Origin of the sequence: Desulfobacter hydrogenophilus, from assembly GCF_004319545.1 — a bacterium.
In the GTDB taxonomy this organism is placed as follows: Bacteria; Desulfobacterota; Desulfobacteria; order Desulfobacterales; family Desulfobacteraceae; genus Desulfobacter; species Desulfobacter hydrogenophilus.
In genome coordinates, this window is record NZ_CP036313.1 from 507,501 (window position 1) to 529,664 (window position 22,164).

The 22,164-nt window shown below is 48.1% G+C and carries 21 protein-coding genes and 1 rRNA gene (1 of these 22 cut by a window edge); 9 read left to right on the forward strand and 13 right to left on the reverse strand.

From position 1 onward, the window contains the following. A 16S ribosomal RNA gene (locus EYB58_RS02205) occupies positions 1-321 on the reverse strand; it reaches 1,239 nt to the left of the window's first position. A 415-nt stretch (positions 322-736) separates the two neighbouring features. Between EYB58_RS02205 and EYB58_RS02210 the strand changes: the two genes are divergently transcribed. Beyond that, a complete protein-coding gene (locus EYB58_RS02210) occupies positions 737-952 on the forward strand; it encodes a beta-eliminating lyase-related protein (RefSeq protein ID WP_111960240.1) in 216 nt (71 codons plus the stop codon). After that, positions 927-1,055: a hypothetical protein gene (locus tag EYB58_RS24360; RefSeq protein WP_278186345.1), complete on the forward strand. Its 129-nt coding sequence runs from the start codon at positions 927-929 to the stop codon at positions 1,053-1,055. Before EYB58_RS02210 ends, EYB58_RS24360 begins: the two co-directional genes overlap by 26 nt. On the opposite strand, the gene EYB58_RS02215 is transcribed toward EYB58_RS24360, so the two are convergent. The 5 genes from EYB58_RS02215 to EYB58_RS02235 are packed head-to-tail and all read right to left on the reverse strand — an operon-like array spanning position 1,048 to position 5,041. Next, positions 1,048-1,896 (reverse strand): glycerophosphodiester phosphodiesterase, encoded by an 849-nt coding sequence (locus EYB58_RS02215; protein ID WP_111960242.1) that lies wholly within the window; start codon positions 1,894-1,896, stop codon positions 1,048-1,050. The genes EYB58_RS24360 and EYB58_RS02215 overlap by 8 nt on opposite strands. A 15-nt stretch (positions 1,897-1,911) precedes the next feature. Further along, positions 1,912-2,154 carry an FmdB family zinc ribbon protein gene (locus tag EYB58_RS02220; RefSeq protein ID WP_111960244.1) on the reverse strand — a complete coding sequence of 81 codons (243 nt, stop codon included), beginning with the start codon at positions 2,152-2,154 and terminating at the stop codon, positions 1,912-1,914. 56 nt (positions 2,155-2,210) lie between these two features. After that, entirely contained in the window at positions 2,211-3,920 is a 1,710-nt protein-coding gene (gene recN / locus EYB58_RS02225) for a DNA repair protein RecN (protein WP_111960246.1), read from the reverse strand. Beyond that, positions 3,880-4,881, reverse strand: coding sequence for an iron transporter (locus EYB58_RS02230; protein WP_111960248.1), 1,002 nt, complete (start codon positions 4,879-4,881; stop codon positions 3,880-3,882). The genes recN and EYB58_RS02230 overlap by 41 nt, the downstream gene beginning before the upstream one ends. Next, positions 4,853-5,041, reverse strand: a complete 189-nt coding sequence (locus tag EYB58_RS02235) for a conjugal transfer protein TraB (RefSeq protein WP_111960268.1) — start codon at positions 5,039-5,041, stop codon at positions 4,853-4,855. Before EYB58_RS02235 ends, EYB58_RS02230 begins: the two co-directional genes overlap by 29 nt. Before the next feature lie 208 nt (positions 5,042-5,249). On the opposite strand from EYB58_RS02235, the gene EYB58_RS02240 reads away from it, so the two are divergent. Next, on the forward strand, positions 5,250-6,431 hold the full coding sequence (locus tag EYB58_RS02240; protein WP_111960250.1) for a TraB/GumN family protein: 1,182 nt from the start codon (positions 5,250-5,252) through the stop codon (positions 6,429-6,431). A 247-nt stretch (positions 6,432-6,678) separates the two neighbouring features. Beyond that, the gene (locus EYB58_RS02245; RefSeq protein ID WP_111960252.1) at positions 6,679-7,899 is read left to right on the forward strand and encodes an EAL and HDOD domain-containing protein; all 1,221 of its coding nucleotides are present in this window, start codon (positions 6,679-6,681) and stop codon (positions 7,897-7,899) included. 16 nt (positions 7,900-7,915) lie between these two features. Here the strand turns inward: EYB58_RS02245 and purN are convergent, their stop codons facing one another. Continuing rightward, positions 7,916-8,638, reverse strand: coding sequence for a phosphoribosylglycinamide formyltransferase (gene purN / locus EYB58_RS02250; protein WP_111960254.1), 723 nt, complete (start codon positions 8,636-8,638; stop codon positions 7,916-7,918). Between the two features lie 22 nt (positions 8,639-8,660). Next, positions 8,661-8,891, reverse strand: a complete 231-nt coding sequence (locus tag EYB58_RS02255; RefSeq protein ID WP_111960256.1) for a hypothetical protein — start codon at positions 8,889-8,891, stop codon at positions 8,661-8,663. Between the two features lie 83 nt (positions 8,892-8,974). Here EYB58_RS02255 and polA point away from each other — a divergent pair, with 83 nt between their 5' ends. The 5 genes from polA (at position 8,975) to EYB58_RS02280 (ending at position 15,981) form a co-directional block, all read left to right on the forward strand. Further along, positions 8,975-11,659, forward strand: a complete 2,685-nt coding sequence (gene polA, locus EYB58_RS02260; RefSeq protein ID WP_111960258.1) for a DNA polymerase I — start codon at positions 8,975-8,977, stop codon at positions 11,657-11,659. A 26-nt stretch (positions 11,660-11,685) separates the two neighbouring features. Then, entirely contained in the window at positions 11,686-12,516 is an 831-nt protein-coding gene (locus tag EYB58_RS02265; protein WP_111960260.1) for an NAD(+)/NADH kinase, read from the forward strand. Between the two features lie 174 nt (positions 12,517-12,690). Next, the gene (locus tag EYB58_RS02270; RefSeq protein WP_111960270.1) at positions 12,691-13,617 is read left to right on the forward strand and encodes a phosphate/phosphite/phosphonate ABC transporter substrate-binding protein; all 927 of its coding nucleotides are present in this window, start codon (positions 12,691-12,693) and stop codon (positions 13,615-13,617) included. After that, positions 13,614-15,629 carry an ATP-binding protein gene (locus tag EYB58_RS02275; protein WP_111960262.1) on the forward strand — a complete coding sequence of 672 codons (2,016 nt, stop codon included), beginning with the start codon at positions 13,614-13,616 and terminating at the stop codon, positions 15,627-15,629. Before EYB58_RS02270 ends, EYB58_RS02275 begins: the two co-directional genes overlap by 4 nt. Further along, complete coding sequence (locus EYB58_RS02280) at positions 15,622-15,981, forward strand: response regulator (RefSeq protein ID WP_111960264.1); 360 nt, start codon at positions 15,622-15,624, stop codon at positions 15,979-15,981. The genes EYB58_RS02275 and EYB58_RS02280 overlap by 8 nt, the downstream gene beginning before the upstream one ends. A 92-nt stretch (positions 15,982-16,073) precedes the next feature. Here the strand turns inward: EYB58_RS02280 and EYB58_RS02285 are convergent, their stop codons facing one another. The 5 genes from EYB58_RS02285 to EYB58_RS02300 form a co-directional block, all read right to left on the reverse strand. Then, positions 16,074-16,313 (reverse strand): hypothetical protein, encoded by a 240-nt coding sequence (locus EYB58_RS02285; protein ID WP_111960266.1) that lies wholly within the window; start codon positions 16,311-16,313, stop codon positions 16,074-16,076. A 90-nt stretch (positions 16,314-16,403) separates the two neighbouring features. Continuing rightward, positions 16,404-17,009, reverse strand: coding sequence for an IS630 family transposase (locus EYB58_RS23755; protein ID WP_242637634.1), 606 nt, complete (start codon positions 17,007-17,009; stop codon positions 16,404-16,406). Further along, entirely contained in the window at positions 16,922-17,416 is a 495-nt protein-coding gene (locus EYB58_RS23760; protein WP_242637426.1) for a helix-turn-helix domain-containing protein, read from the reverse strand. The genes EYB58_RS23755 and EYB58_RS23760 overlap by 88 nt, the downstream gene beginning before the upstream one ends. A gap of 82 nt (positions 17,417-17,498) precedes the next feature. Further along, positions 17,499-18,488 carry a protein-tyrosine phosphatase family protein gene (locus tag EYB58_RS02295; protein ID WP_111960454.1) on the reverse strand — a complete coding sequence of 330 codons (990 nt, stop codon included), beginning with the start codon at positions 18,486-18,488 and terminating at the stop codon, positions 17,499-17,501. After that, a complete protein-coding gene (locus tag EYB58_RS02300) occupies positions 18,489-21,074 on the reverse strand; it encodes a PEP/pyruvate-binding domain-containing protein (protein ID WP_111960452.1) in 2,586 nt (861 codons plus the stop codon). It lies immediately after the preceding gene. Positions 21,075-22,164: the final 1,090 nt, after the last annotated feature.

The window sequence follows — 22,164 nt, forward strand, 5'->3', positions numbered from 1 at the left end:
ATCATCCTCTCAGACCAGCTAACCATCGCTGCCTTGGTAGGCCTTTACCCCACCAACAAGCTAATGGTCCGCAGACTCATCCCCAAACAATTGCTTTCAAGAAGAGGCAATCTTTCATCAATCCACTTGTGTAAATCGACTTTATCCGGTATTAGCTACCCTTTCGAATAGTTATTCCAGGTTTGAAGGCAGATTATCTACGTGTTACTCACCCGTGCGCCACTCTACTCAGGATTGCAAGCAATCCTTTTCTCGTTCGACTTGCATGTGTTAAGCACGCCGCCAGCGTTCATTCTGAGCCAGGATCAAACTCTCCAGTTATAATCCTTTACTAAAACTTTTTAAGGTCTACACTCAAAGCTGTTAAGCTAAAGCGTATTGTCATTGACCCGCTCTTTTCTTCTTCACTGACCAATTTTCAAAGATCAAACTTACGCTTCAAAAAAAAACTCTGTCGGAAACCGTTGAGCCGTTCCCGTGAAGCCAGAGCAATATCCTTTATTTTCTAATCAATGTCAAACCTTTTTTTAATCAAATCTCAATTTTTCTTTGAACTACCCCAAAGCACAACTCGCAACTTTGGACACAACCCTTCGTAAAATCATAAGAATCTGTTAAATCACCCGCCTATTCAACACATACAAAAAAAGTTTAAGATATAACTGCAAGCAGGTTTTGATTAAAACTCCTGACAAAATACGCCGGTACAATTTAAATTTTAAAGAATATTATTGATATGAACTTGATTGATTTAAGAAGTGATACGGTAACCCGCCCCACAGATAAAATGCGACAGGCCATGATGGATGCCTCTGTGGGTGATGATGTATCCAAGGAGGACCCGACAGTTAATCTGCTTGAAGAAAAGCTTGCTACCATCGCAGACAAGGAAGCAGCAAAATGGCGGAAAATGCTTGGCGACCCACATGGAAATCCAGGCTATCCTCATTGACCGTGCCGAAAATCTGCGGATGGTCACGCATCTGGATATTACCAAAAATGATATTTACAAAACCGTGGAGGCCTTTCACTCATTTTACGACGCCATCAAATAAAACGCTGGGGGAAATCCGTAAACAGGCCATCAACACCGGCCTCGACAAAACGCATGTAATCGTGGAGCTCATTTACCGTGAACAGATTAATACGCTTGCCTGCACTTTTCAGCTGTCTGATGTCTGAAGGCGTAACCAGCAAAGCATTTATATTGAGCACTTCAAATTCAGCACTGATAAATAAAGGATCATTAAAATTTAAGGATTCGTCATCCCGAGCCCCCACCAGGGCCTGAAGCTCATATTCAGGGGCATGCTGCCGCAAAAATCTAAGCCAATCATAATTGAATGAGGAAAGGGTCACCTGATCAGGGGAGATACCGGACCGTGCCAGTTCAGTCAGTAACCGGGCCGGATGAAAGTTAAGTTCCGGTTCATTGCCATGGTCTTTAAGCTCAACATTGATACACCAGTTAAGATCTTTGGTTAACACAAGGCCGTCGTACAAAGAAGGAATGCATTCCCCTTTAAAACCTTCCAGGGTCTGTGCGTCAATGCCAAAAACAGTTGAATAAGCGTCATCCCGCTCAAACCAGCTGCCTGCATCTAATAATTTCAAGTCAACAAGAGTATGCCTGTCCAGCCGGTCTATGGTGCTCGGTCCGGGCCAGAATGTTTTTTCAGGTGCTTGGGGGTCATATCCAAACGCCTGGACAGCATTGGTGCACCGGGTCAGGGTTTCATCGTGAAAGAGCACCAATTCCCCGTCCCGGGTCAGGACGGCATCAGTTTCCCACCGATGAGCACCCAGTCTGTGTGCCAGACGGGCAGCCGCCAAGGTATTTTCCGGGGCCAGACTTCTGGCCCCGCGGTGAGCGATGATTTCAACAAACCTGGGCATGATTACGTCGAAGGATCACCCCCCAGGAACCGTATAAGTCTTACACGTTCCGCTTGAACAAGTCCGTTCCTGGGTATGGACGCCTTGGGCCGCAGCATTTCCTGACGAACCCATGGCATAGTTGGTAGCCGAAACCACCCGCTGGAACTCCTTGGAGTTACATTTGGGGCAGACCACCTCCTTGTCATCTTGTGCCCCCATAACAATCACTTCAAAAAATTCTTCGCATTTGCTGCATTTAAATTCATATATCGGCATGTTTACTCCTTATAATTAAATAGTAGTTCTTCAAATATAAGCAGTTATAGAGTTTGTCAAGACTCGCCTGCCGTATCAAGAAGTTCCCTGGCATGGGCAAGGGTAGCATCGGTGATCCGGCTGCCGCCAATCATTCGGGCCAGCTCCTTTACCCGGTCTTCCTGACAGGTCAAGGAGGTGATGCGGGTAGCTGTTCTGCCGCCGGACACCTGTTTGGTTATCCTGAACTGATGGTTGCCGTACCTGGCAATCTGGGCCAGATGGGTAATGCAGATCACCTGTTGAACCCTGCCCAGTTCTTTAAGTTTGAGCCCCACCTTATCAGATGTCGCACCGCCAATACCGGCATCCACTTCATCAAAGATCAGGGTCTCAAAGGACTGACCCCGACAGAGCACGGCTTTAAGCGCCAGGACAATACGGGACAGTTCCCCGCCCGAGGCTATTTTTGCCAAAGGCTTTGGGGCTTCTCCAGGATTTGGGGTTAGCAAAAACCGCACCCGATCCATGCCTGTGGCAAATATTTTTTCATTATCCGCAGTTACAAGCTCGTCAGGGTCAACGCCTGGATCCGTGGAAAAATCCACCTCAAAACTGGCTCGGCCCATGTCAAGGGCACCAAGCTCTGCTTTTGCCAGCCCGGCCAGGGCCAGGCCTTCGTTCTGCCGCCGCATGGACAGAGCCTTTGATTTTTGACGAATCCGGTCCACCAGCCCCTTTTGTTCCTGTTCCAGCTGTTCTATACGCCCCTCAAGACCCTGGATATCTGCCAAATGCTCTGACATGTTCCGATATTGCTCAAATATGGTATCAATACTGCCTCCATATTTCCGCTTAAGTTTTACGATCTGATCCAGACGCCGGTCCACCTGGTCCAGGGATTGGGGGTCCAGATCGATACCTGCGGCAAAGGATCTTAACTCTGACACCAGGTCCTGGAGTTCATAGGATATTTCATCCAGGCGCCGGGCCAGGGCACCCAGATTTTCATCGGTATCGCAGAACCGCCCAAACCGGGCAGACATGCCTGAAATCTGATCCAGCACCGAGCCTTCCCGGTCATATAAATTATGCACTGCACTGTTTACTGATTCAAAAATCTGCGCGGCATTCTGCAGCTGGCCACGTTTTTGAATCAGTTCGTCATCCTCTCCGGGCTGGATACTGGCTGTTTCAATCTCATCCACCTGAAATTGGAGCAATTCCAGTTCTTTTTCAGCCTTTTCCTTTCCGGCCTTTAGGTTGGCGATCTCTTTTTTCAAAGGAACAATCTGCCGATACAACCCTGCCACATCTCTTCTCAGGTCAAGGGTCTGGGCAAATTCGTCCAGGATATCCAGATGCTGATCTTCTTTAAGCAGCCCCTGATGGGCATGCTGACTGGATACACCGGCGATATTCTCCGTCACCTGTTTTAAAAAATCCAGGGTGGTCTGGCGGGCGTTGATATAAATTTTACTTTTTCCTTCAGCAGACACCACCCGCCTGATGATCAGGCCGTCGTCAATATCCATATCCTGGTCTGCCATGAGCCGGGCAGCATGGGAATCAGGGGCAATGTCAAACACTGCTTCCAGTTCGGCATGATCCTTTCCGGTGCGCACCAGATCCGCCGAAGCCCGAGATCCCAAAAGCAGGTTTACGGCCTGGATGATAATTGATTTTCCTGCCCCGGTTTCCCCTGTCAGTACGGAAAGGCCGGGACCGAATTCAATACGCAAATCCTCAATAATCGCAAAATTTTTTATGGCCAGGGCGTGCAGCATAAAATCTCCTTGCCGAAGAAAAACCCATGTGAAGCCAGGCCGCGGCCATGGCAGCCACAAGCCTGGGGATCCACAGCCAGAGAGCTGGCAGCCCCAAAGAAAGAAATAAGGCTGGATCCTCAATCATGGCATGATTGACTCCGATGGACAGGTGAAGCCGGGTTAGGGCTTTCGGGTCATGGGCATTATTTTTTGTCTCTTCAACGATGACGGCAGCTCCATAAGCCAGGCCAAAGACCGCTGCGGTCATCCAGAGCAATGCACAGGATTTGTCCAACCCCAGAAGTCTTAACACAGGGGCTGTCATCCGTGTCACAGCTTCAATAATATGAAAGGTTCTTGCCAGTTCCATGACCACCATCAACGGCATAATAATACACAAAATCTTTAAGCATAGCCAGGCCGTGCCTGCGGTCCAGTCAATCAGCATAACGGAGAGCGGACCTGGCGCCGCCTGCACAACCGACACACCAGTCGGCCCGGCATTGCCGGCGTCCACCCCCATAATCCACCCGCAGATCATGGTGACAATAAAGGACATGACCAGACGGAAAACAACTGCCGTTGAAAACCGCAACCCTGAGTTGGCCTGGACCAGACTTTCCTGAATCAGGTTGTGGGAAATCAAGGTAAACACGGCAATCAGGGTCATGTGCGCCATGGAAAAGGGTATCACAGACAGGGCAGCCACAGTGCCGTAAATCCCTGTAAAAATACCGAGAACCAGCACAACGGCCGCAGAGGCCGGCAGATGGATCATGGTCATCATGGGTTGTAAAAGAAAATCAAGGTGGTGCAAAAGCTGATAATGCACAATTAAAGCTGTCGCAAAGGAGACAGGCACAAGAATCTTAACCAGCCAGATCAGACCGGACCACCCTTTATTTAAACCGGTTTTAACTGAGGCCAGCACTTGCTCGAGCATGCGGGATTCAGAATTTCGGGGAACCGGATGAGGCATCTTGGGGCGAATCCAGATTCTTCCTCACGGTGTCATTGACGGTCTTGTAAACATCCTTAAAAGATTCATGGACGTTGGAAGGCGACAATCGACCCATCTCAATGAACTTGACTATAATTTCCTTGGTGGCTCTGAGTATGTGTTCGTCAACGGATTTCATAGATTGCTGAATACCAGAACCATTTGATAAGGTCAATATTTGACCTGAATTTGTGTTGCCATGTGTTTCTAAATGTTTATAATACAGTTTTCTTTTTAACAGCCATAGGCTGACCTGGTCTATCAACACTAGGCACAACCTACAACAAAACATGAAAGTAATTTAATAACTTAATTTAAACTTTTCAACGTAAAGGCAGCGTTGCATAATGAGTGAAAACCCCATTGACCATAACGACATCCATATTCTTGAGCGGGACGGCAAACAAATCATTCTCATCGGAACAGCCCATGTGTCCCGGCACAGTGCCCAGCTAGTTTCAGACACCATAGCATCCGAACAGCCTGATACCGTATGTGTGGAACTTTGCAGCAACCGTCTTTCGGCCATCCGGGATAAAGACAGATGGCAAAACATGGATATTGTAAAAATCATCAAGGAAAAAAAAGCCCTGATGCTGTTTATGAATCTTTTGCTGGCCGCTTTCCAAAAAAAAATAGCCGATAAATTTGGCATAAAACCGGGTCAGGAGATGATCAATGCCATTACTGCCGCAGAAAAAACAGGTGCCGCCATTATTCCTGCCGACAGAGAAATTCAGACCACCCTTTCCCGGATATGGCGGGGTATGGGATTCTGGGAAAAAACCAAACTGATATTCTCCATGGTGCTTTCATTTGGCCAGTCCAATGAGATTGAAGAGACAGACATTGAAAAAATGAAGCACCAGGACATCCTGCAGTCCCTGCTTTCGGAAATCAAAGAGGATCACCCTATTATTGGAGAAGTGCTGATCAACGAACGGGACCAGTTCCTGGCCCAAAGCATTCGAAGTGCGCCGGGAGACAAAATCGTGGCGGTGGTGGGTGCGGCCCATGTACCAGGAATTTTAGAATATATTGAACAAAACACTCCCATAGACATTGCCGCACTCAACACACTCCCCCCTCCCGGCAAAGTGGGAAAGGTATTAAAATGGCTTATCCCGGGCCTTATCGTCATGCTTTTCATCGCCGGATTTCTCATGGGGGGCAAAGGCGCCGGGACTGACATGATCTGGATCTGGGTACTGGCCAATGGCATTTTTGCCGGCATCGGCGCACTCATCGCCCTGGCCCATCCCTACACCATTTTTTCATCCGTGATAGCCGCACCGCTGACCTCTCTGAACCCCATGATTGCAGCAGGCTGGGTGGCAGGTCTTGTGGAGGCGTTTGCACGCAAACCCAAAGTGCGTGACCTTGAGGCGATCCCCGAGGATATCACGTCTGTAAAAGGATTCTGGCGGAATAATGTCACAAGGATTCTGTTGGTGGTGGTGTTCACCAATCTTGGTTCCTCCATCGGCACCATGACAGCCCTGCCGTTCATGATCAAGCTGCTATCCTGATACGGTTAAGATCACTGATGGCAAAGGCATAGGATGCACCCTTTGGACATAGGCCACTACTTACTTTTTCTTGATTTCATATTCAAAGCAAGATATGTTTGCGTATTAAAGATCATTAAATTATGATCGAACTCTAAAAACACCCACAGAGTTAATGCGGTGTTTCTCTATTAAGCGTAACGGCATATAAAAAATAATACAAAGGCACGGGTTCATTCACATAAGGCGAGATGGAGTTGGAGATCTAATGGATATTTTTGTAGCACGCCAGCCTGTATTCACTTCAGATAAAAAACTTTTTGGTTATGAACTTCTATTCAGACTCAGCCTGGACAATGTGTTCCCAGATATCGACGGATCTGTAGCCACATCCAGTGTACTGTCCAATACGTTTTTTTCCTTTGGACTCAATGACATCCTTTCCGGCAAACCCGGACTGATCAATTTTACCCAGGATCTTCTGCTCAAACAGACACCGCTTCTTTTCCCGAAAGACCATATTATCATTGAGGTTTTAGAAGATATTGAGCCTGAACCTGAAATCATTGACGCATTAAAGTCTTTTAAATCCCAAGGATTCAGGATCGCCCTGGATGATTTTGTTTATGATCAAAAATTTAGTGAAATGATTCAGCTGTGCGACATGATAAAATTTGACATCATGGCCACACCTCTGGACACCCTGGGCCCGATTTTTAACTCCATAGGAAATGAACTCAAGCATATTACACTGTTGTGTGAAAAGGTGGAAACCCACGAAGAGTTTGAACAGGCCAAAGCCATGGGGTTCCATCTGTTCCAGGGATATTTCTTTTCAAAACCCGAAGTCATATCCAATAAAGGCCTATCAGCCAACCAGGTCACCAACCTGAAACTGTTAAATGAGGTTTCAAAGCAGGAGCCGGCTGTAGACGTTATAGAGGCCATGATAAAAAATGATGTGGCCATCTCTTTCAAGCTTTTGACCTTTATCAATTCAGCCTATTTTAAGCGCCCCACGGCCGTAGATACGATCAAGGATGCTATCACATTTTTGGGCCTGCAGGAGTTAAAAAAATTTATCAATGTAGTGGTAGTCTCGGGTATAAACCCGGACAAACCCAACGAGCTTATCCGGTTTTCGGTGATCAAGGCCCGGATGTGCGAACAATGCGCTCATGTGATTAAAACCCGGTTTACGCCGGAAGAATTGTTCACTGTGGGCCTGTTTTCAACCATGGATGCCATTTTGGATATGCCCATGGCAGACATTCTTGAAAAAATTGCCCTATCTGAAAAAATCAAGGATGCGCTTTTAGGCAAAGACCGCATGTTCAGACAGCTCAATGACCTGATCACAAGCTTCGAACAGGGACAGTGGGACCATACCAGATTTCAGGCAGACAAAGATTCTAAACTGATTCAAAAACTGCCCGCCTTTTACATGGACGCCTTAAAAATGGCGGATTCTTTTCTTGACTCTGACTAATTTTGTCTTAGGGCCATCAGCGGGATTGGGCAAATTTCTGGATGCAGGCCGGGTACAGTTCCCACTCCTTCTTTAATCCTTTTACCTTGACATCTTCCAGGGTATCACCATCGACTATTTCAAATGCCTTCTGGCCGATGATGGGTCCTGTGTCTTCCCCGTAATCAACATAGTGAACCGTGCATCCACCAATTTTGCACCCATACCGGAAGGTGTCCCCGTATCCGTCGGTTCCGGGGAACGCAGGCAGCAACGCTGGATGGATGTTCATAATCCGATGACCCGAGGCGTTGGTATTAATCCGGTCAATGAAATAAGGGGTAAACACACGCATGAACCCGGCCAGAACCAGCAAATCCATATCATAGGATTCAATATTATCTAATAGCTGCCGTTCGGCAATCACCCTGGATTTTATGAAAAACAGGGCTTTTTCATAATCCTTTTCAACATCCACCAACCGCTGCTTTTTTAAAATTTCTTCGGGGTCAAAATCTTTGGGAAGCAGGCTGTCAACATCCCGGACGTTGCGACAATCGGCAATGATCCGGGCATAATCCACCACAAACGTTTGAATACCTGCTTTTTTTGCCCGATCCAAACCTTTCACCCCACCAACGTCTGATCCGGTAAAAACAATCTCAGCATCAATGCGCCCCTGGTTGCAGGCATCAATAATGGCCTGCAAGTTAGTGCCACCGCCGGATATCAATGTGCCGACTTTTAATTTTTCAACCATCTTCCTGTTTCTGTTCCTTTCACTATTGGTTGCCATACCCATTTTGGGCCCCGCAGTCGGGGCATTCCCATGTAATTCCGTTGCAGGTCATCCCCCACTGGTTTTCATACATACAGGACTGACACATGGAAAATCCGCACCGACACTGCCAGCAGAACATGACTTGAGCACCGCAGCAATGACAGATTTTTGACCGGCTTTGCCGCCGCCGGGACTTCCCGGCTTTAGCCCGTGCCCGGGATTGTTGGGACATAAGACTTCTCCTTTCCTTTAAAAGATAGTATATATGCCGCTAATTAAATAATAATTCAACAGACAATTTTCAGGAAAGTTATAATGGCTGTACCAAGCACTATTTACCTGATCGACGGCAGCGCATTTGTATACCGGGCCTTTCATGCCATCCGCAGCCTGGCCACGTCAAAGGGGCATCCCACCAATGCTACATTCGGATTCACCCGAATCCTGCTGAAACTGCTTAAGGACAAACAACCCCGATACGCGGGCGTCTTCTTTGATGTCAAAGGCCCGACCTTTCGCCATAAAATATTTGATGAATATAAAGCCAACCGCCCGCCCATGCCCGAAGAACTAGCCATTCAAATCCCGGACATTAAAGCGGTTACCAAGGCGTTGAACATCCCTATTATCGAGAAAACCGGATATGAAGCGGATGATCTTGTGGGTACCTATGCCCGCATTGCCCAAAAGCAAGGATTCAAGGTGGTCATGGTCACAGGGGACAAGGACTTTATCCAGTTGATCACCGATGACTGTTCCCTGTGGGATCCCATGAAGGACACCGTCACTGACCGGTCCGGTGTAAAAGAGCAAATGGGTATCGAACCCGAGCAGTTCATTGACGTGTTAGGCCTTGCCGGAGACACTTCAGACAACATCCCCGGTGTAAAAGGCGTGGGCGTCAAAACCGCCGTTAAACTGATTGTCGAATACGGATCCATCAGCAGTATTTATAAGAATCTGGGCCAGCTGAAAAAAAAGAAAAAACTGCATGAAAACCTGACGGCTTCCAAAAAGATAGTCGATTTAAGCCGGGAACTTGCCACCATTGACCGGCATGTGGATGTCGGGCAGTCCTTGAACGATTTTCAACTGCAGGAATTTGACACCCGCAAAGCCTTTGAACTGTTCCAGTCATTTGAATTTAAAGCCCTTGCCTCAGAATTTTCTGAAAAAGCAGATAAATCCACAAAAACATATAAAATGGTCCACACCGTTGACGACATGGAACATCTGGTGGCAGCGCTTGAAAAAAAAGGGATTTTTGCCATTGACACAGAGACCACCGGCATTGAGCCCATGCGGGCGGATCTTGTGGGCCTGTCCTTTTCATATGAAGACAATACTGGGTTTTACATCCCGGTGGGACACACCAATACAGGCGGAATACAAATGCCGGAAAAAGAAGAGATCCTTCGTATTTTCAAGCCGTTGCTTGAAAATTCCGACATCGCCAAGGTGGGTCAGAACATCAAATATGACTTCATTATTCTGGCCCGATACGGCATTGAGATCAAAGGCATTGTGTTTGACACCATGATTGCCTCCCACCTGCTCAATCCCGGCACCCGGGGACATGGTCTGGACCGTATTGCCATGAATCTTTTCGGACACAAAATGATTTCCTACGAAGAAGTGACCGGCAAGGGAAAAGACCAGATCGGATTCCAGGAAGTCCCCCTTGACCTTGCCGCAGACTATGCGGCAGAGGACGCAGATCTGACCTTTATGGCATATGGGCTATTGAAAAAACAGATTGAGGACAAAGGGCTCACCCCTTTGATGGAAACCATTGAAGTGCCGTTAATCTGCGTTCTGGCAAAAATGGAGATGGCAGGAATTCGTGTGGATACGGATGTGCTTGGGCAAATGTCCCTGGAGTTTGCCGAAGAACTGAAAACCCTTGAACAAAAAATTTACGAACTTGCCGGAGAAGAGTTCAACATCAATTCACCCCAGCAACTCGGGGTGATTCTGTTTGAAAAGTTAGGACTTAAAACCGTTAAAAAAACCCGGAAAAAAACCGGGTATTCCACGGATGTCGACGTGCTCACCCAACTTGCCAACACCCATGAAATGCCTGAAAAACTGTTACGGTACAGGACCCTTGGCAAACTGAAATCCACCTATGTGGACGCCCTGTCTTCACTGGTTCACCCGGATACCGGACGCATCCATACCTCCTTTAACCAGACCATAACCGTTACCGGCCGCCTGTCATCGTCCAACCCAAATCTGCAGAACATTCCCATTCGCAAACCCGAAGGGAAAAAAATCAGGCAGGCCTTTATCCCTGCGGACGGCTGCACCCTGATTTCCGCCGATTATTCCCAAATTGAACTGCGGCTTTTAGCCCATTGCGCTAAGGACCCCATTCTCATTGAATCTTTCCAAAACGACGAGGATATTCATACCCGTACGGCGTTGGAAGTTTTCCAGGTGCTGCCCGGTCTTGTCACCGATGAAATGCGCAGCCAGGCCAAATCCATCAACTTCGGCATCATCTATGGCATGAGCGCATTCCGCCTGTCAAATGAGTTGGGCATCAGCCGAAAAATGGCAAGCATCTATATTGACAATTATTTCAAGCGTTATGCAGGGGTCAAAGCATTCATCGACAAGACCATCGAACAGACCCGGGAAACCTGTGAGGTATCCACTTTATTCGGCAGAAAACGCAGGCTGGATGATATCCGTTCATCCAACGCCAATTTGCGAAACTTTGCCCAGAGGGCTGCGGTGAACACGCCTATTCAGGGCAGTGCGGCGGATTTGATCAAGCTTGCCATGATCAAAATGCAGACCGCCCTTGCAACGGAAAAAATGGAATCAAAGATGCTTTTATCCGTACACGATGAAATTATCTTTGAATCCCCGGAACAGGAAAAAGATAAACTCATGGCCATGGCAAAGCAGGTTATGGAAAACGTTACGCCCCTGAAAGTACCCTTAAAAGTGAACTTTGGTGCCGGAGCGAACTGGGCCGAGGCTGAACATTAAAAAACAAAACAGACAAGAGGAAACACGTGAGTAATCAGCGCATCGGACTTGTGATAAAAAATGAAGACCACGCCCAGAACAAAGCCCGGGAATTGATCCGGCATATAGGGGACAGATGCCTGATCATTGACACCCAGGCCCCGACGCCGCCACCCATCCCCGACGATCTGATCTGCATTGTTGTGCTTGGCGGAGACGGCACCTTTTTAAGTGTGGCCCGATATATTGGTGACTCGAACATTCCCCTGATGGGTATCAAATTCGGTGAGGTTGGGTTTCTTGCCGAAACCACGGAGGATCTTCTTTGCAAGAGGGTTGATACGGTGTTTAAAGGGGATTATTTTATCCAGGAGCGTAGCCGCCTCAATATCCGTGTGGTTCGGGACGGTCAGTGCATCGTGGACGAAGATGTGCTAAATGATGCGGTCATCAATAAGGCGGCTCTGTCAAGGCTTGCCTCATGCGCCGTCTATCTGGATGAGACCTATTTGACCACATATCGCGCTGATGGGCTGATTGTGGCCACGCCCACGGGCTCCACAGCCTATTCCCTGGCCGCAGGCGGCCCCGTGGTTTATCCCGAAGTGCCCTCCATTATCCTTACCCCAATCTGTCCCTTTACCTTGACCAACCGACCGTTGCTCATCCCGGACCATACCCGGGTTGAAATCAGCCTGAAAGGCAGCCCCGAGGATATGATTCTAACTCTGGACGGTCAGGAGGGGTTTGATATGGCGACCTGTGACAAAATCTACATTCAAAAAAGCCGCCACAGCGTAAAAATGCTCTCCTTTGAACCCCACTCCTATTTCAAGGTACTGAAAACGCGGCTACACTGGAGCGGCGGCAGATCCTGACAGTCTATTTCCAATAGCGCAGGCGGATTGCATTTTTGATAAGAAGCGTCTTTTTATCCTAAAATAAGTAGCAGAAGAGCTGAACCACAGTCCCAGTCTTCTTGCCCCATCTGTCAGGAGATCCAAAACAAATAAGCCATTGAAAAATTGAATGTTTTCTGGTTTAACCTTTTTATGGGAACCTTTAGAATATTCTTTGCTGCCACCCTCCTTGTCCTGCTTGTCGGATGCGGCGATGATGAACCCGTGGTCAAGGTGGATTTAAGCCGGACCGAACAGGTGACTTTCACACAAGAGCCTGATCAGATCACCTACGCCTACCTGCCCCAGTATTCCCATACGGTCTCCTATACCCGTCACCACGGCCTGATCAATTACCTAAGAAAAACAACCGGGCTGAATATCAGACAGATCTTTCCAGACACCTTTGATCAGCATATGAAAATGGTGGGGAACAGACAGATCGACATCTCCTTTTCCAATCCCTTGATCTATGTCAAAATCGCCCAAAGATACGGAGCCAGGGCCTTTGCCCAGATCGTCGAAACCACGGGCAAGGACAGCTTCAGGGGGCAGATCATCACCCGCAAAAACAACTTGGCCATCCAGCGTCTTGAAGACTGCCGGGGCAAAAGGTGGATCGCCGTGGACCCGGCATCGGCAGGCGGCTACCTTTTTCCCCTGGGTCACTTTTTCAACCAGGGTATTTTCACCAGCGATTTTAAAGCCATTGATTTTGCCCCCGGCCCGGGGGGTAAGCAGGAGAAGGTCATCCTTGCCGTATTTGCCGGCCGGTACGATATCGGCACCATACGGGAGGGGGCCCTGGATGTGGTGGCCGGCAGAATTGATGTGTCAAAAATCCGAATATTGTCCCGGACCCGCACGTATCCAGGATGGGTATATGCAGCCAGGAAAGATCTGGATCCCAACAACCTGGATAAAATAAAAAAGGCCTTGACAGCGCTGGATTTTAACCGGCAGGACCACCGGGAGATACTGGAGGCGGCTAATTTTTTTAAGGTGATTCCGACCCAAGACGAAGATTTCCAACCGGTCAGAGCGCTGATGGACAAACTCGGCATGGAGCTGACCCCATGAAGCTGGGATTCAAAGGGAAATTGCTCATGGGCTTTTTTATCCTGCTCATGGTCCAGGGCCTGGTTATTTTTTTCTGGTTCAGCCAGGCCATGAAAGCCTCGGTGCTGGATGAGATCAAAAACCAGGGACTTTCCACCGCCACCAGCCTGGCCGTAGGGTTGGTCGAACCGTTGCTGGCCATGGATTACCTGCGCATGAAACTCCTGGTGGATGAAACCAAAAGATTGAGCAACGATATTTTTTACATCTTTGTTCTGGATCCCGAGGGCCGTATCCTGGCCCACACCTTTAAAGACGGATTTCCAGTGGAATTAAAAACCGTCAACCTGTTTTCCCGGACCAAAGGGTTTTCACTCAAGCTTCTGAACACCGGCGACGAAAAAATTTATGACTACGCCGTTCCCATTACCGTCAACCAGGATCTTCTGGGTGTCCTTCGATTAGGGCTTTCCCATACCCGGGCGGAAGAGGTGGTCGACCAGGTCCTGATCACCACCATTATTATCATGGTTTTGGCCATCTTTCTGGCGGGACTTGTGGGCACCCTGCTGGCCAACCCGGTCATCCGGAGCATCAAAAAACTCCATGACTCATCGGAACAGGCCTTGCGTGGAAATCTTAATATTCACACCGCCCCGGCCCTTGCAAGAAATTGCTGGGACATCATGAACTGTAGCCGGACCGAATGCCCAGCCTATAAAAATTATCATCACAGGTGCTGGTACCTGGCCGGCACCTTGTGTCCCACCTGTGTGGGAGGCGAATATGCCAAAAAAATCGAATCCTGCCGGAAATGCCGGGTATACCGGCAATGCTCAGGGGACGAAATCCAGAGTCTGGCCGAAAGTTTTGACGCCATGACCCTGTCCTTAAAGGGCAACCTGTCTGACCTGAAGAACGCGGAAAAAATTCTCAATGATCAGAAAGGCAGGCTTCAGACTATTTTGGATGCAGTTCCCGATTTTATCTCCCTGCAGGATGCCCAGGGACGGTATATATCGGTGAACAAAGCCTTCTGCGAGATGCTGGGCAGATCCCAGGACCAAATCGTAGGCCGGTTCAACAAGGACCTGTTTCCTCCCATCATTGCCGAACGTTACGATGAGGAGGACCGCTCCGTCCTCTCCTCCAGCACGCCCTTGGTCAAGGAAAATCGAATCAAAGATCACCGGGGTACAAGATGGCTCCACGTGGTTAAAATTCCTGTCCCGGGAAAAGACCTGGCGTCCATAGGCCTGGTCTGCAGTGGCAGGGACATCTCCATACTTAAGGAAGTCCAGGACCAGCTCACCCATGCCCAGAAGATGGATTCCGTGGGCCGCCTGGCCGCAGGCGTCGCCCATGAGATCAATACGCCTCTGGGCATTATTCTGGGATACGGCCAGCTGCTGTTGGAAGACGTGGAAAAAGAGGGCCAGATCTACCAGGATGTGTCAGCCATTGTCAAACAAACCAAAATCTGCGCCAAAATCGTCAAGGACCTGCTCAATTTTTCCAGGTCCAGTGAAAGCGTAACATCACACTTTGATATTCATACCGCCCTTGAAGAAGTCATCGACGTGGTGGAGCACACCTTTCGCCTGAACCATATCACCATACGCCGCAATTTTCACCCAAGCCCTTTGTATCTGAAAGGAGACAAAGAAAAAATCAGACAGGTCTTTGTTAACCTGCTCAACAACGCCTTTGATGCCATTGGCAGCAACGGGGAAATCTTTGTCGGCACCGGAGAAGCGGAACCGGGCAGCCAAATGAAAATCTCTGTGACAGATACAGGATGCGGTATTGATAAAAAAAATCTGCAAAAAATATTTGACCCCTTTTACACTACCAAGGGGCCGGGCAAGGGAACAGGGCTGGGCCTGTCAGTCACCTTTGGCATCATTAAAGAACACAAAGGAAAAATCGAGGCATACTCTCCCCCGTTAGACAAATCCCTGCTCCAGGGGACAGAATTTGTCGTACTCCTGCCCCTGGACAACGAACCTGCAAAAGGAGAACAAGATGGCTGAAATTCTGGTCCTGGACGATGTTCAGGATGCCGGTGCCCTGATCAAGAGAATATTGGAACGTAAAGGCCACAAGGTCACCCCCTTTACCGAAGAGGAAGAGGCCATTGCCCATGTGGCCAAAGGCGGTACAGATCTTGCCGTTCTGGATATCAAACTTAAGAAGATGAACGGCGTAGAGGTACTCGAAGAGATGAAAAAAAAAGATCCCGATATACGTGTGATCATGCTCACAGGCTACCCCACCATAGAAACGGCCAGGGAAAGCCTGTCCCTGGGGGCCGCAGCTTACTGCGTCAAGCCCATTGACAAGGACGAACTGGAATTAAAGGTGGAAGAGGTCCTCAAAACCTGACCTTAGTCAAAAATCTTTAAACATTCGTTGTGGGCTGAACCTGGGTGCTGACAGACTAGGTTGGCCCATGGCTGTTATACCAATCGATTGTGTCATTCAAACAACCAGCTGTATTCCAATCCCGGCCCAATACATTTCCAACCGTCATCAAGCAATGAGAGACCTGTCGAGCTGAAATTAATATCAGTTTGACGATTAACGATATTCACATTTCCATTCTGATCTGATTGAAAGGCGACCGCTTTTCCATTTTTATGCAATAGTACAAAATGATTGGCACCTTTTTGAAAGAGCCGTTGTAAGCCGGCTTTTGAATAATCATCCTCATTCATCGTTAACTTGTACTCCCATTCAAGCCAGGTATGGTGGACAAAAACAAGGTGTTACCCACCATTAAGTACATGGACAAAAATAAATCTATGTTAAGAAAACGAAATTGTAAATTCCTTACCGACACTTGCCAATATATTATCCAACTCAGCTTTCAAAAATTTAAATCCTTTATAAGCAGATGTTGATAACCAAAAGTATTTGATATGTTTCCATAAAATTTCAATCAGATTCAACTCCGGTGAATATTTGGGGATAAAGTATAGAAAAAGTCCTCTTTCTTCCCATGTCCCAACTTGAGCTTTAAAAATGGCGCTGTGATGTATTGGAGCATTGTCCAGAACAACGATGGTTCTTTTTGTTATGGAACGTGAAAAAACATCAAAGCAGGCCACGACAATATCTGAAGTAACCGAGCAATTAAAAACGCAAGGGAAAAAGTCATTTTGCTTATTCAAAAAACCCAACACATTGATTCTTGAGGTTTTTCCGCTCGGAAGTAAAAGCTGCTCATCCGCCTCTTGCCAGGCATATGGAATCTCAGGCACGCCGGTAAAGCCAGATTCATCAAAATAATACAAGTCAATGATATTTGCCTTATCTTCATCTTTCAAGATTTCAATTTCCTTTTGCGCGTCCCTGAACTCGTTCTCATTGCGTTTGCTTTTGAGAGATTTCCGTCCTCGACACCAACGCAGTTTTTTTTTATAATTCGTTTCAGGGTTTTTACGCTGATTTTTTTACCAAACGTTCCCTCTATTTCAGTAATGGCACTTTTAAGTTGTCTTGGATTTTTCTTTACAATATCAATGACTTCATCATGTTTATCACCAGGGATCAGTGGTGTCCTTCCAGGACGTGGTTTATCAATTAAAGAGTCAAATTGATATTTTCCCCATCCATCGATCCACTTCGAAACTGTTTCCTGAGTAGTCAAACATATTTGTGAAATCTGATTGATACTATACCCAGAGTTGCTCAATCGAATTGCTTGAGCCCTAAGTTTAGTACGGTTTGACTCTTCATCCGAAAATTCAATAAGTGACAGCCATTTTAATGCCAATGGCTCAATTGGAGAAACAAATTTTCTACCCGTACGTTTCATCTGATATCCTTGCTATGCAAATTAAAATAACAACAATGATTTATTGCAAAGCAATAATAAAACAAGAATTATTTTTGTCCACCTACTTACATGTCAATGCAGCCATGAAGTTAAAATAGGCTTGGACAAATTTGCCGGATACTGTTTCTGCCATGGAAAAGGAGAATTGCCCGTTTTCCAGGAACTTTCCGGATAGGGCCAGGAAAACCGTTCTGGACAACTCTTGAAGTTGATTTGAAATCTGGACATCGTCCTGGTGAAACCCATCAATCATGAAGGTCCGGCACCGGACCGGCCTGAAGTCAAAAATCTGGCACCCATTTCCCCAATTAAAGGGACAGGCCGCATCCTTTGCCTGCACTGCGGTCATGGCCCGCTGAACGGCAGCGGTCCTCTGGTCTGATTTCATCTGCCGGCCCATACGGGTGTGGATGTATATCACCTCAATAAAGGGCATGGTAAAGGATTGATCACAACAGAGATGGGCGCCGGTGCCGCAAAAAAGCTCATCTTCTGCCCGATGCCCGGCCGTCTCCTTATCGATTCTCTCCACCAGGACTTCATAGTCAGAAAAAAAATGGCTCAGATCCACCTTGTTTTTCATTTCCAGGGAGGGTTCTCGTATCTTGAGCATGCCCGATTTTTTGTTGTACTTTTTTACCAGTTTCCACTGGCTGTAAGTGGAAGGGTTGGCCTGGCACCGCTTGAGCTTTTTGGATGCCGCTTTGAGCCCTAAGCCTTTGCGGATCATATAGGCGGTAACAAAGGTACCCGTTCTTCCGATGCCGTGGCGGCAGTGGACCAGCACCTTCTTGCCCAGGTATATGGCCTCGTCCATCCAGGCCAGGGCATCTTCCATCCGGGCCATCTCGGGTACATCCTCATCCCAGATGGGCAGGTGGAAGACATCAAATCCGGCCTTTTCTTCAATTTCATGCAGATCGCTGAATTCAGCGCAGAGGTTGACAATAGCGTGGACGCCGTTCTCTCGGATTACATCCAGCTGGGCATAGGACATGGGGGCACGACCCACGGCCAGGCTCTGGGTGATCCATATCAGTTGGTAGCTCATCTATTCCCCTGTGAAAGGCCTGAAGTCATATTGGCCGTTCATGAAGGCACTTACGTATTCTTCCATATTTTCTCCGTCCTTAAGATACATATCCATGAGTTTGGTGGCCCCAAGCAGCCGTCCGGTCTGGTCCAGAATCTCTTGAATCCGGGCATCATCCACCCCCATGATCCGACCATCGATCAAATCAGAGGTGACTTGGGTGACAAATCCTATTTTTTCCAGCACCCCTGCGATAAAACGGGCCCTACGCCATCTGCCCCCGGAATTGCCGCCGCCCCCTGAAAACCGGAACAAAATATAATTGTCCTCCTTGGACGGGGCGCAAATGCAGTCCAGTATCACAAAATGATACCCAAATCTCAAGTTAAGATTCATATAGGTTCTCGACACCACGGCATAACTGCCAAACTGTGGAGAATCCGGGGAGATGATGCCACCGGCCATGACAATTTTGTCATAGGATTCCCAGTCAAAATGGTTGGCCTCGTCCCAGCAGATATCAGGATGGGATAACCCCTTAAATAGAGCCTTCAAGGGTACACAGGCCAAATCCGCCATACCCAGGACAGATCTTTTCCCAGGCAAAGAGAAAAGTCCTGCGTCCTTACCCGCCCCCACGTCCAAAATATAAAACAGCATGGGAAGACCGGACATCAGCTGCTTTGCTCCTTTTTTCCGGGTCCCTCTTCTCTGCCCTAGAAAAAACATCTCCCTGACGGCGGTTTCATGGACAAACCGAATGATATCATGCATGGAACGGCAGGCCTCCGGGCTGAAGTCCCAGGCATCCGGATCGGTGAGCTTCAAATCTGCACAAAAACGAATTATAAACCCAAGCTTGTCCATGAGCGTACTATTGGCGAATCCGTCCTGATCAGACCGGCCGGATGAAGGGGAAAGCAAAGACTTAATCTCTCCCGGATAAACCCTGCCGGCATCTGCATCCAGAGTTACCATACTGCCGGATTCAAGGGTATCGAACCCCTCGGGACAAATTATGGCCGGTAGGCCGAACTCCCGGGCAATGGAGGCAAAGTGCCCTGCCGCGCTCCCGGTCTCAAGGATGATGCCAGCCATCCTGTGAATTGCTGCCGTATACTGGGGCAGGCCAAAGGGGGCTGCCACAACGGCATGTTCAGGGATATCTTTGAGCTGTTCCAGGCGGTTAAGTTTAAACAAGGGGCCTGCCGCCTTGCCGGCACATATGATCTGCCCTCCCCGGCAAAACGGCGATAGGTCCGGGGCAGACACAGATTGGGTCTTTTCCACCGGATCCCGGGCTTTCAGAGAACGCGATTGAAGAAAAAACAACTCTCGTCCCGTGCTGAGACACCACTCCATATCCTGAGGGGTTTTAAAATATTGTTCAACCGTTCTTGCCCATTTATTCAGGGTAATGATCTCCCTTGTCCCGATGGACAAGGCCCGGCGCTTTCCCCTATTCGTATTTGCCATACAGGTGCCTTGTCCCCCATCGGGAACCAGGCGTCTATCCTTGGCGCCTGTCCTGGCACTGGTAATGCCACCATTTTGATCCACGCGGATCATGTCAGGGGTCACCCGGCCGTCCACTACAGAGCCACCAAGTCCCCAGGCAGAATAGATTGTCAGACTGCCCGGGTCCCGGCCATTGACATCTCGTGTATAGATAACCCCGGCGGCACGGGCCTCAATCATTTCAAGGACCAATACCGCCATGGGGGTATCATGGTCCGGGATTCCGGAACGGATTCGGTAAGACAGAGCTGCCGGGCTGTATTTGCTGGCAATGACCCGCTTGTATGCCAGGTCCACATCGGCCATATTCACATTCATCAGACTCAGATACTGACCTGCAAAACTGACATCGCCGTCCTCCCTGACAGCGCTGCTGCGCATGGCAAACCTGAAAGGCGAATTATCCTTTTTAAAACCTGCAGCCACAGCTTCTAACCGGACCAGACCCGCTTCAATCTCCTTTGCCAGCTCTTCAGGCAAAGACGCCGCGAGCACGGCTTTCTCAATGGTTAGGGCCGTAGCTGCCAGATTGGCTGGCTCATCAATATCCAGGGCGGCCAGCTGCTGACGGACAAAGGGATAGAGGTTGCCGGCCTCCATAAAAAGATGAAAGGCCCGGGTGGTGATGACAAATCCTTGGGGAACCGGCAAGCCAAGTGCCTGTTTCAGCCGGGACAGCACCGCAGCTTTCCCCCCGACGTTATCTTCGTTCAGACAGAGATCCTGCTCCAGTGTCAGGATAAAGGGGGGCGAGAAGTCAAACTTGGGCGGTGCCAGAATGAATCGGACATAGAAGTCAAATTTTTTGTGATAGTCTTTCAGGCTCCAATATCCATTGGGGCACATGGCCAGCAGTTCCTGGACCATGTCCGCCACTGCGCCTGAAAAGGCCTCATAGGTTCTGACCACAAATTCCAGGTCCACCTGCCGCTGATTGTAGTACAGGTCCTCAAGAACCGCCAGATGTTCATGGGCAGCCCTATCGTGCCCGAGAAGGCGTTTAAAGGCCTCATACTTTTCCCTGAGCACTGTGCCCGGGGCAAAGACCTGATAGGTCCAGTGTCTAAATAGATTTTTTATCAGCATGACCCCTTCCTTTATGAATGCAGGATCCGATTCTGCAACCCGGCCCCGGTGGCATCCGGTTCAACAGGGTCAGGCCATGGGGAAAGACGATAAGATACCAATATTTAAATATATATCCCCAGGTGTCTTTCCATGCAAGCACAAATCGGGCAAGGTTAGATTTATGAAATCCAACCGTTAGGCGCTAAACGACACTATGCGATTTAATTTCAAGCTGTTAAATAAAAAAATCGTAGGATTTAACGAAGGAATTGAATTTTTTAATTATTCATTTGATACCACCCGCACAGGTCGGAAAAATTCAGTTTGTTCGTTCTTCTGACGCCCGAATAGCTGCAATATATTTATTGCAGCGCAATAAATATATTGCAGCGACCAGGCCATATCCTTACTCAGGCTTTTTCCCACTCCTTTTCACTTAAATATTGCAAACCCCTTGCAGAATGGACTTCTGCTGCCAGATTCAGAACTGCGTGGAAACGGCTTGGGCGTCAAGGTAAGCCGCGCTTACCTTTCAAGTTTTAACAAATAATAATTTTAAAATTCAGACCCTTACATACAAAAAAATTAAACCACATCATTATTTTAATCATCCTGGTATGGTTATAGCTTAAACTCAGGTGCCAGGTAGCAGGTCAGCATTAAAAAGCGGCCATTCCGTATGTTTTACCGGGATGACCCGACTTAGATAGCCTGAAACGCCGACACTCAATGGGTGGGGTATTGTGTCCTGCACTGCCGGAGTTAATAAAATATAATAGTTTGCTTTTACTATCTATTTTACAATCGACAAAAGCATCATGCAAATGGGGAAACCTGGCCATTGACTGATGCTTTTCATGGGAGAATGAGCTGGAAGATTTTAAAAACAATGTCGACGACAAGGTATCCGGCACAGCCGTTAGATTTTTTGCCTATGTGGCTGCAAGCCGGCAAAGAGGCTATATCCTGCTGGGCACTGAAAAGAAGGTGGGATGCGGCAACGCGAAATATGTAATGAAAATGATTATGACCATGAATTCTTCCATCTGCAATGGTTGTGTTCAATGTTATGTCACGGACAAATTCAACGTCACCAGATGTGCGGCAG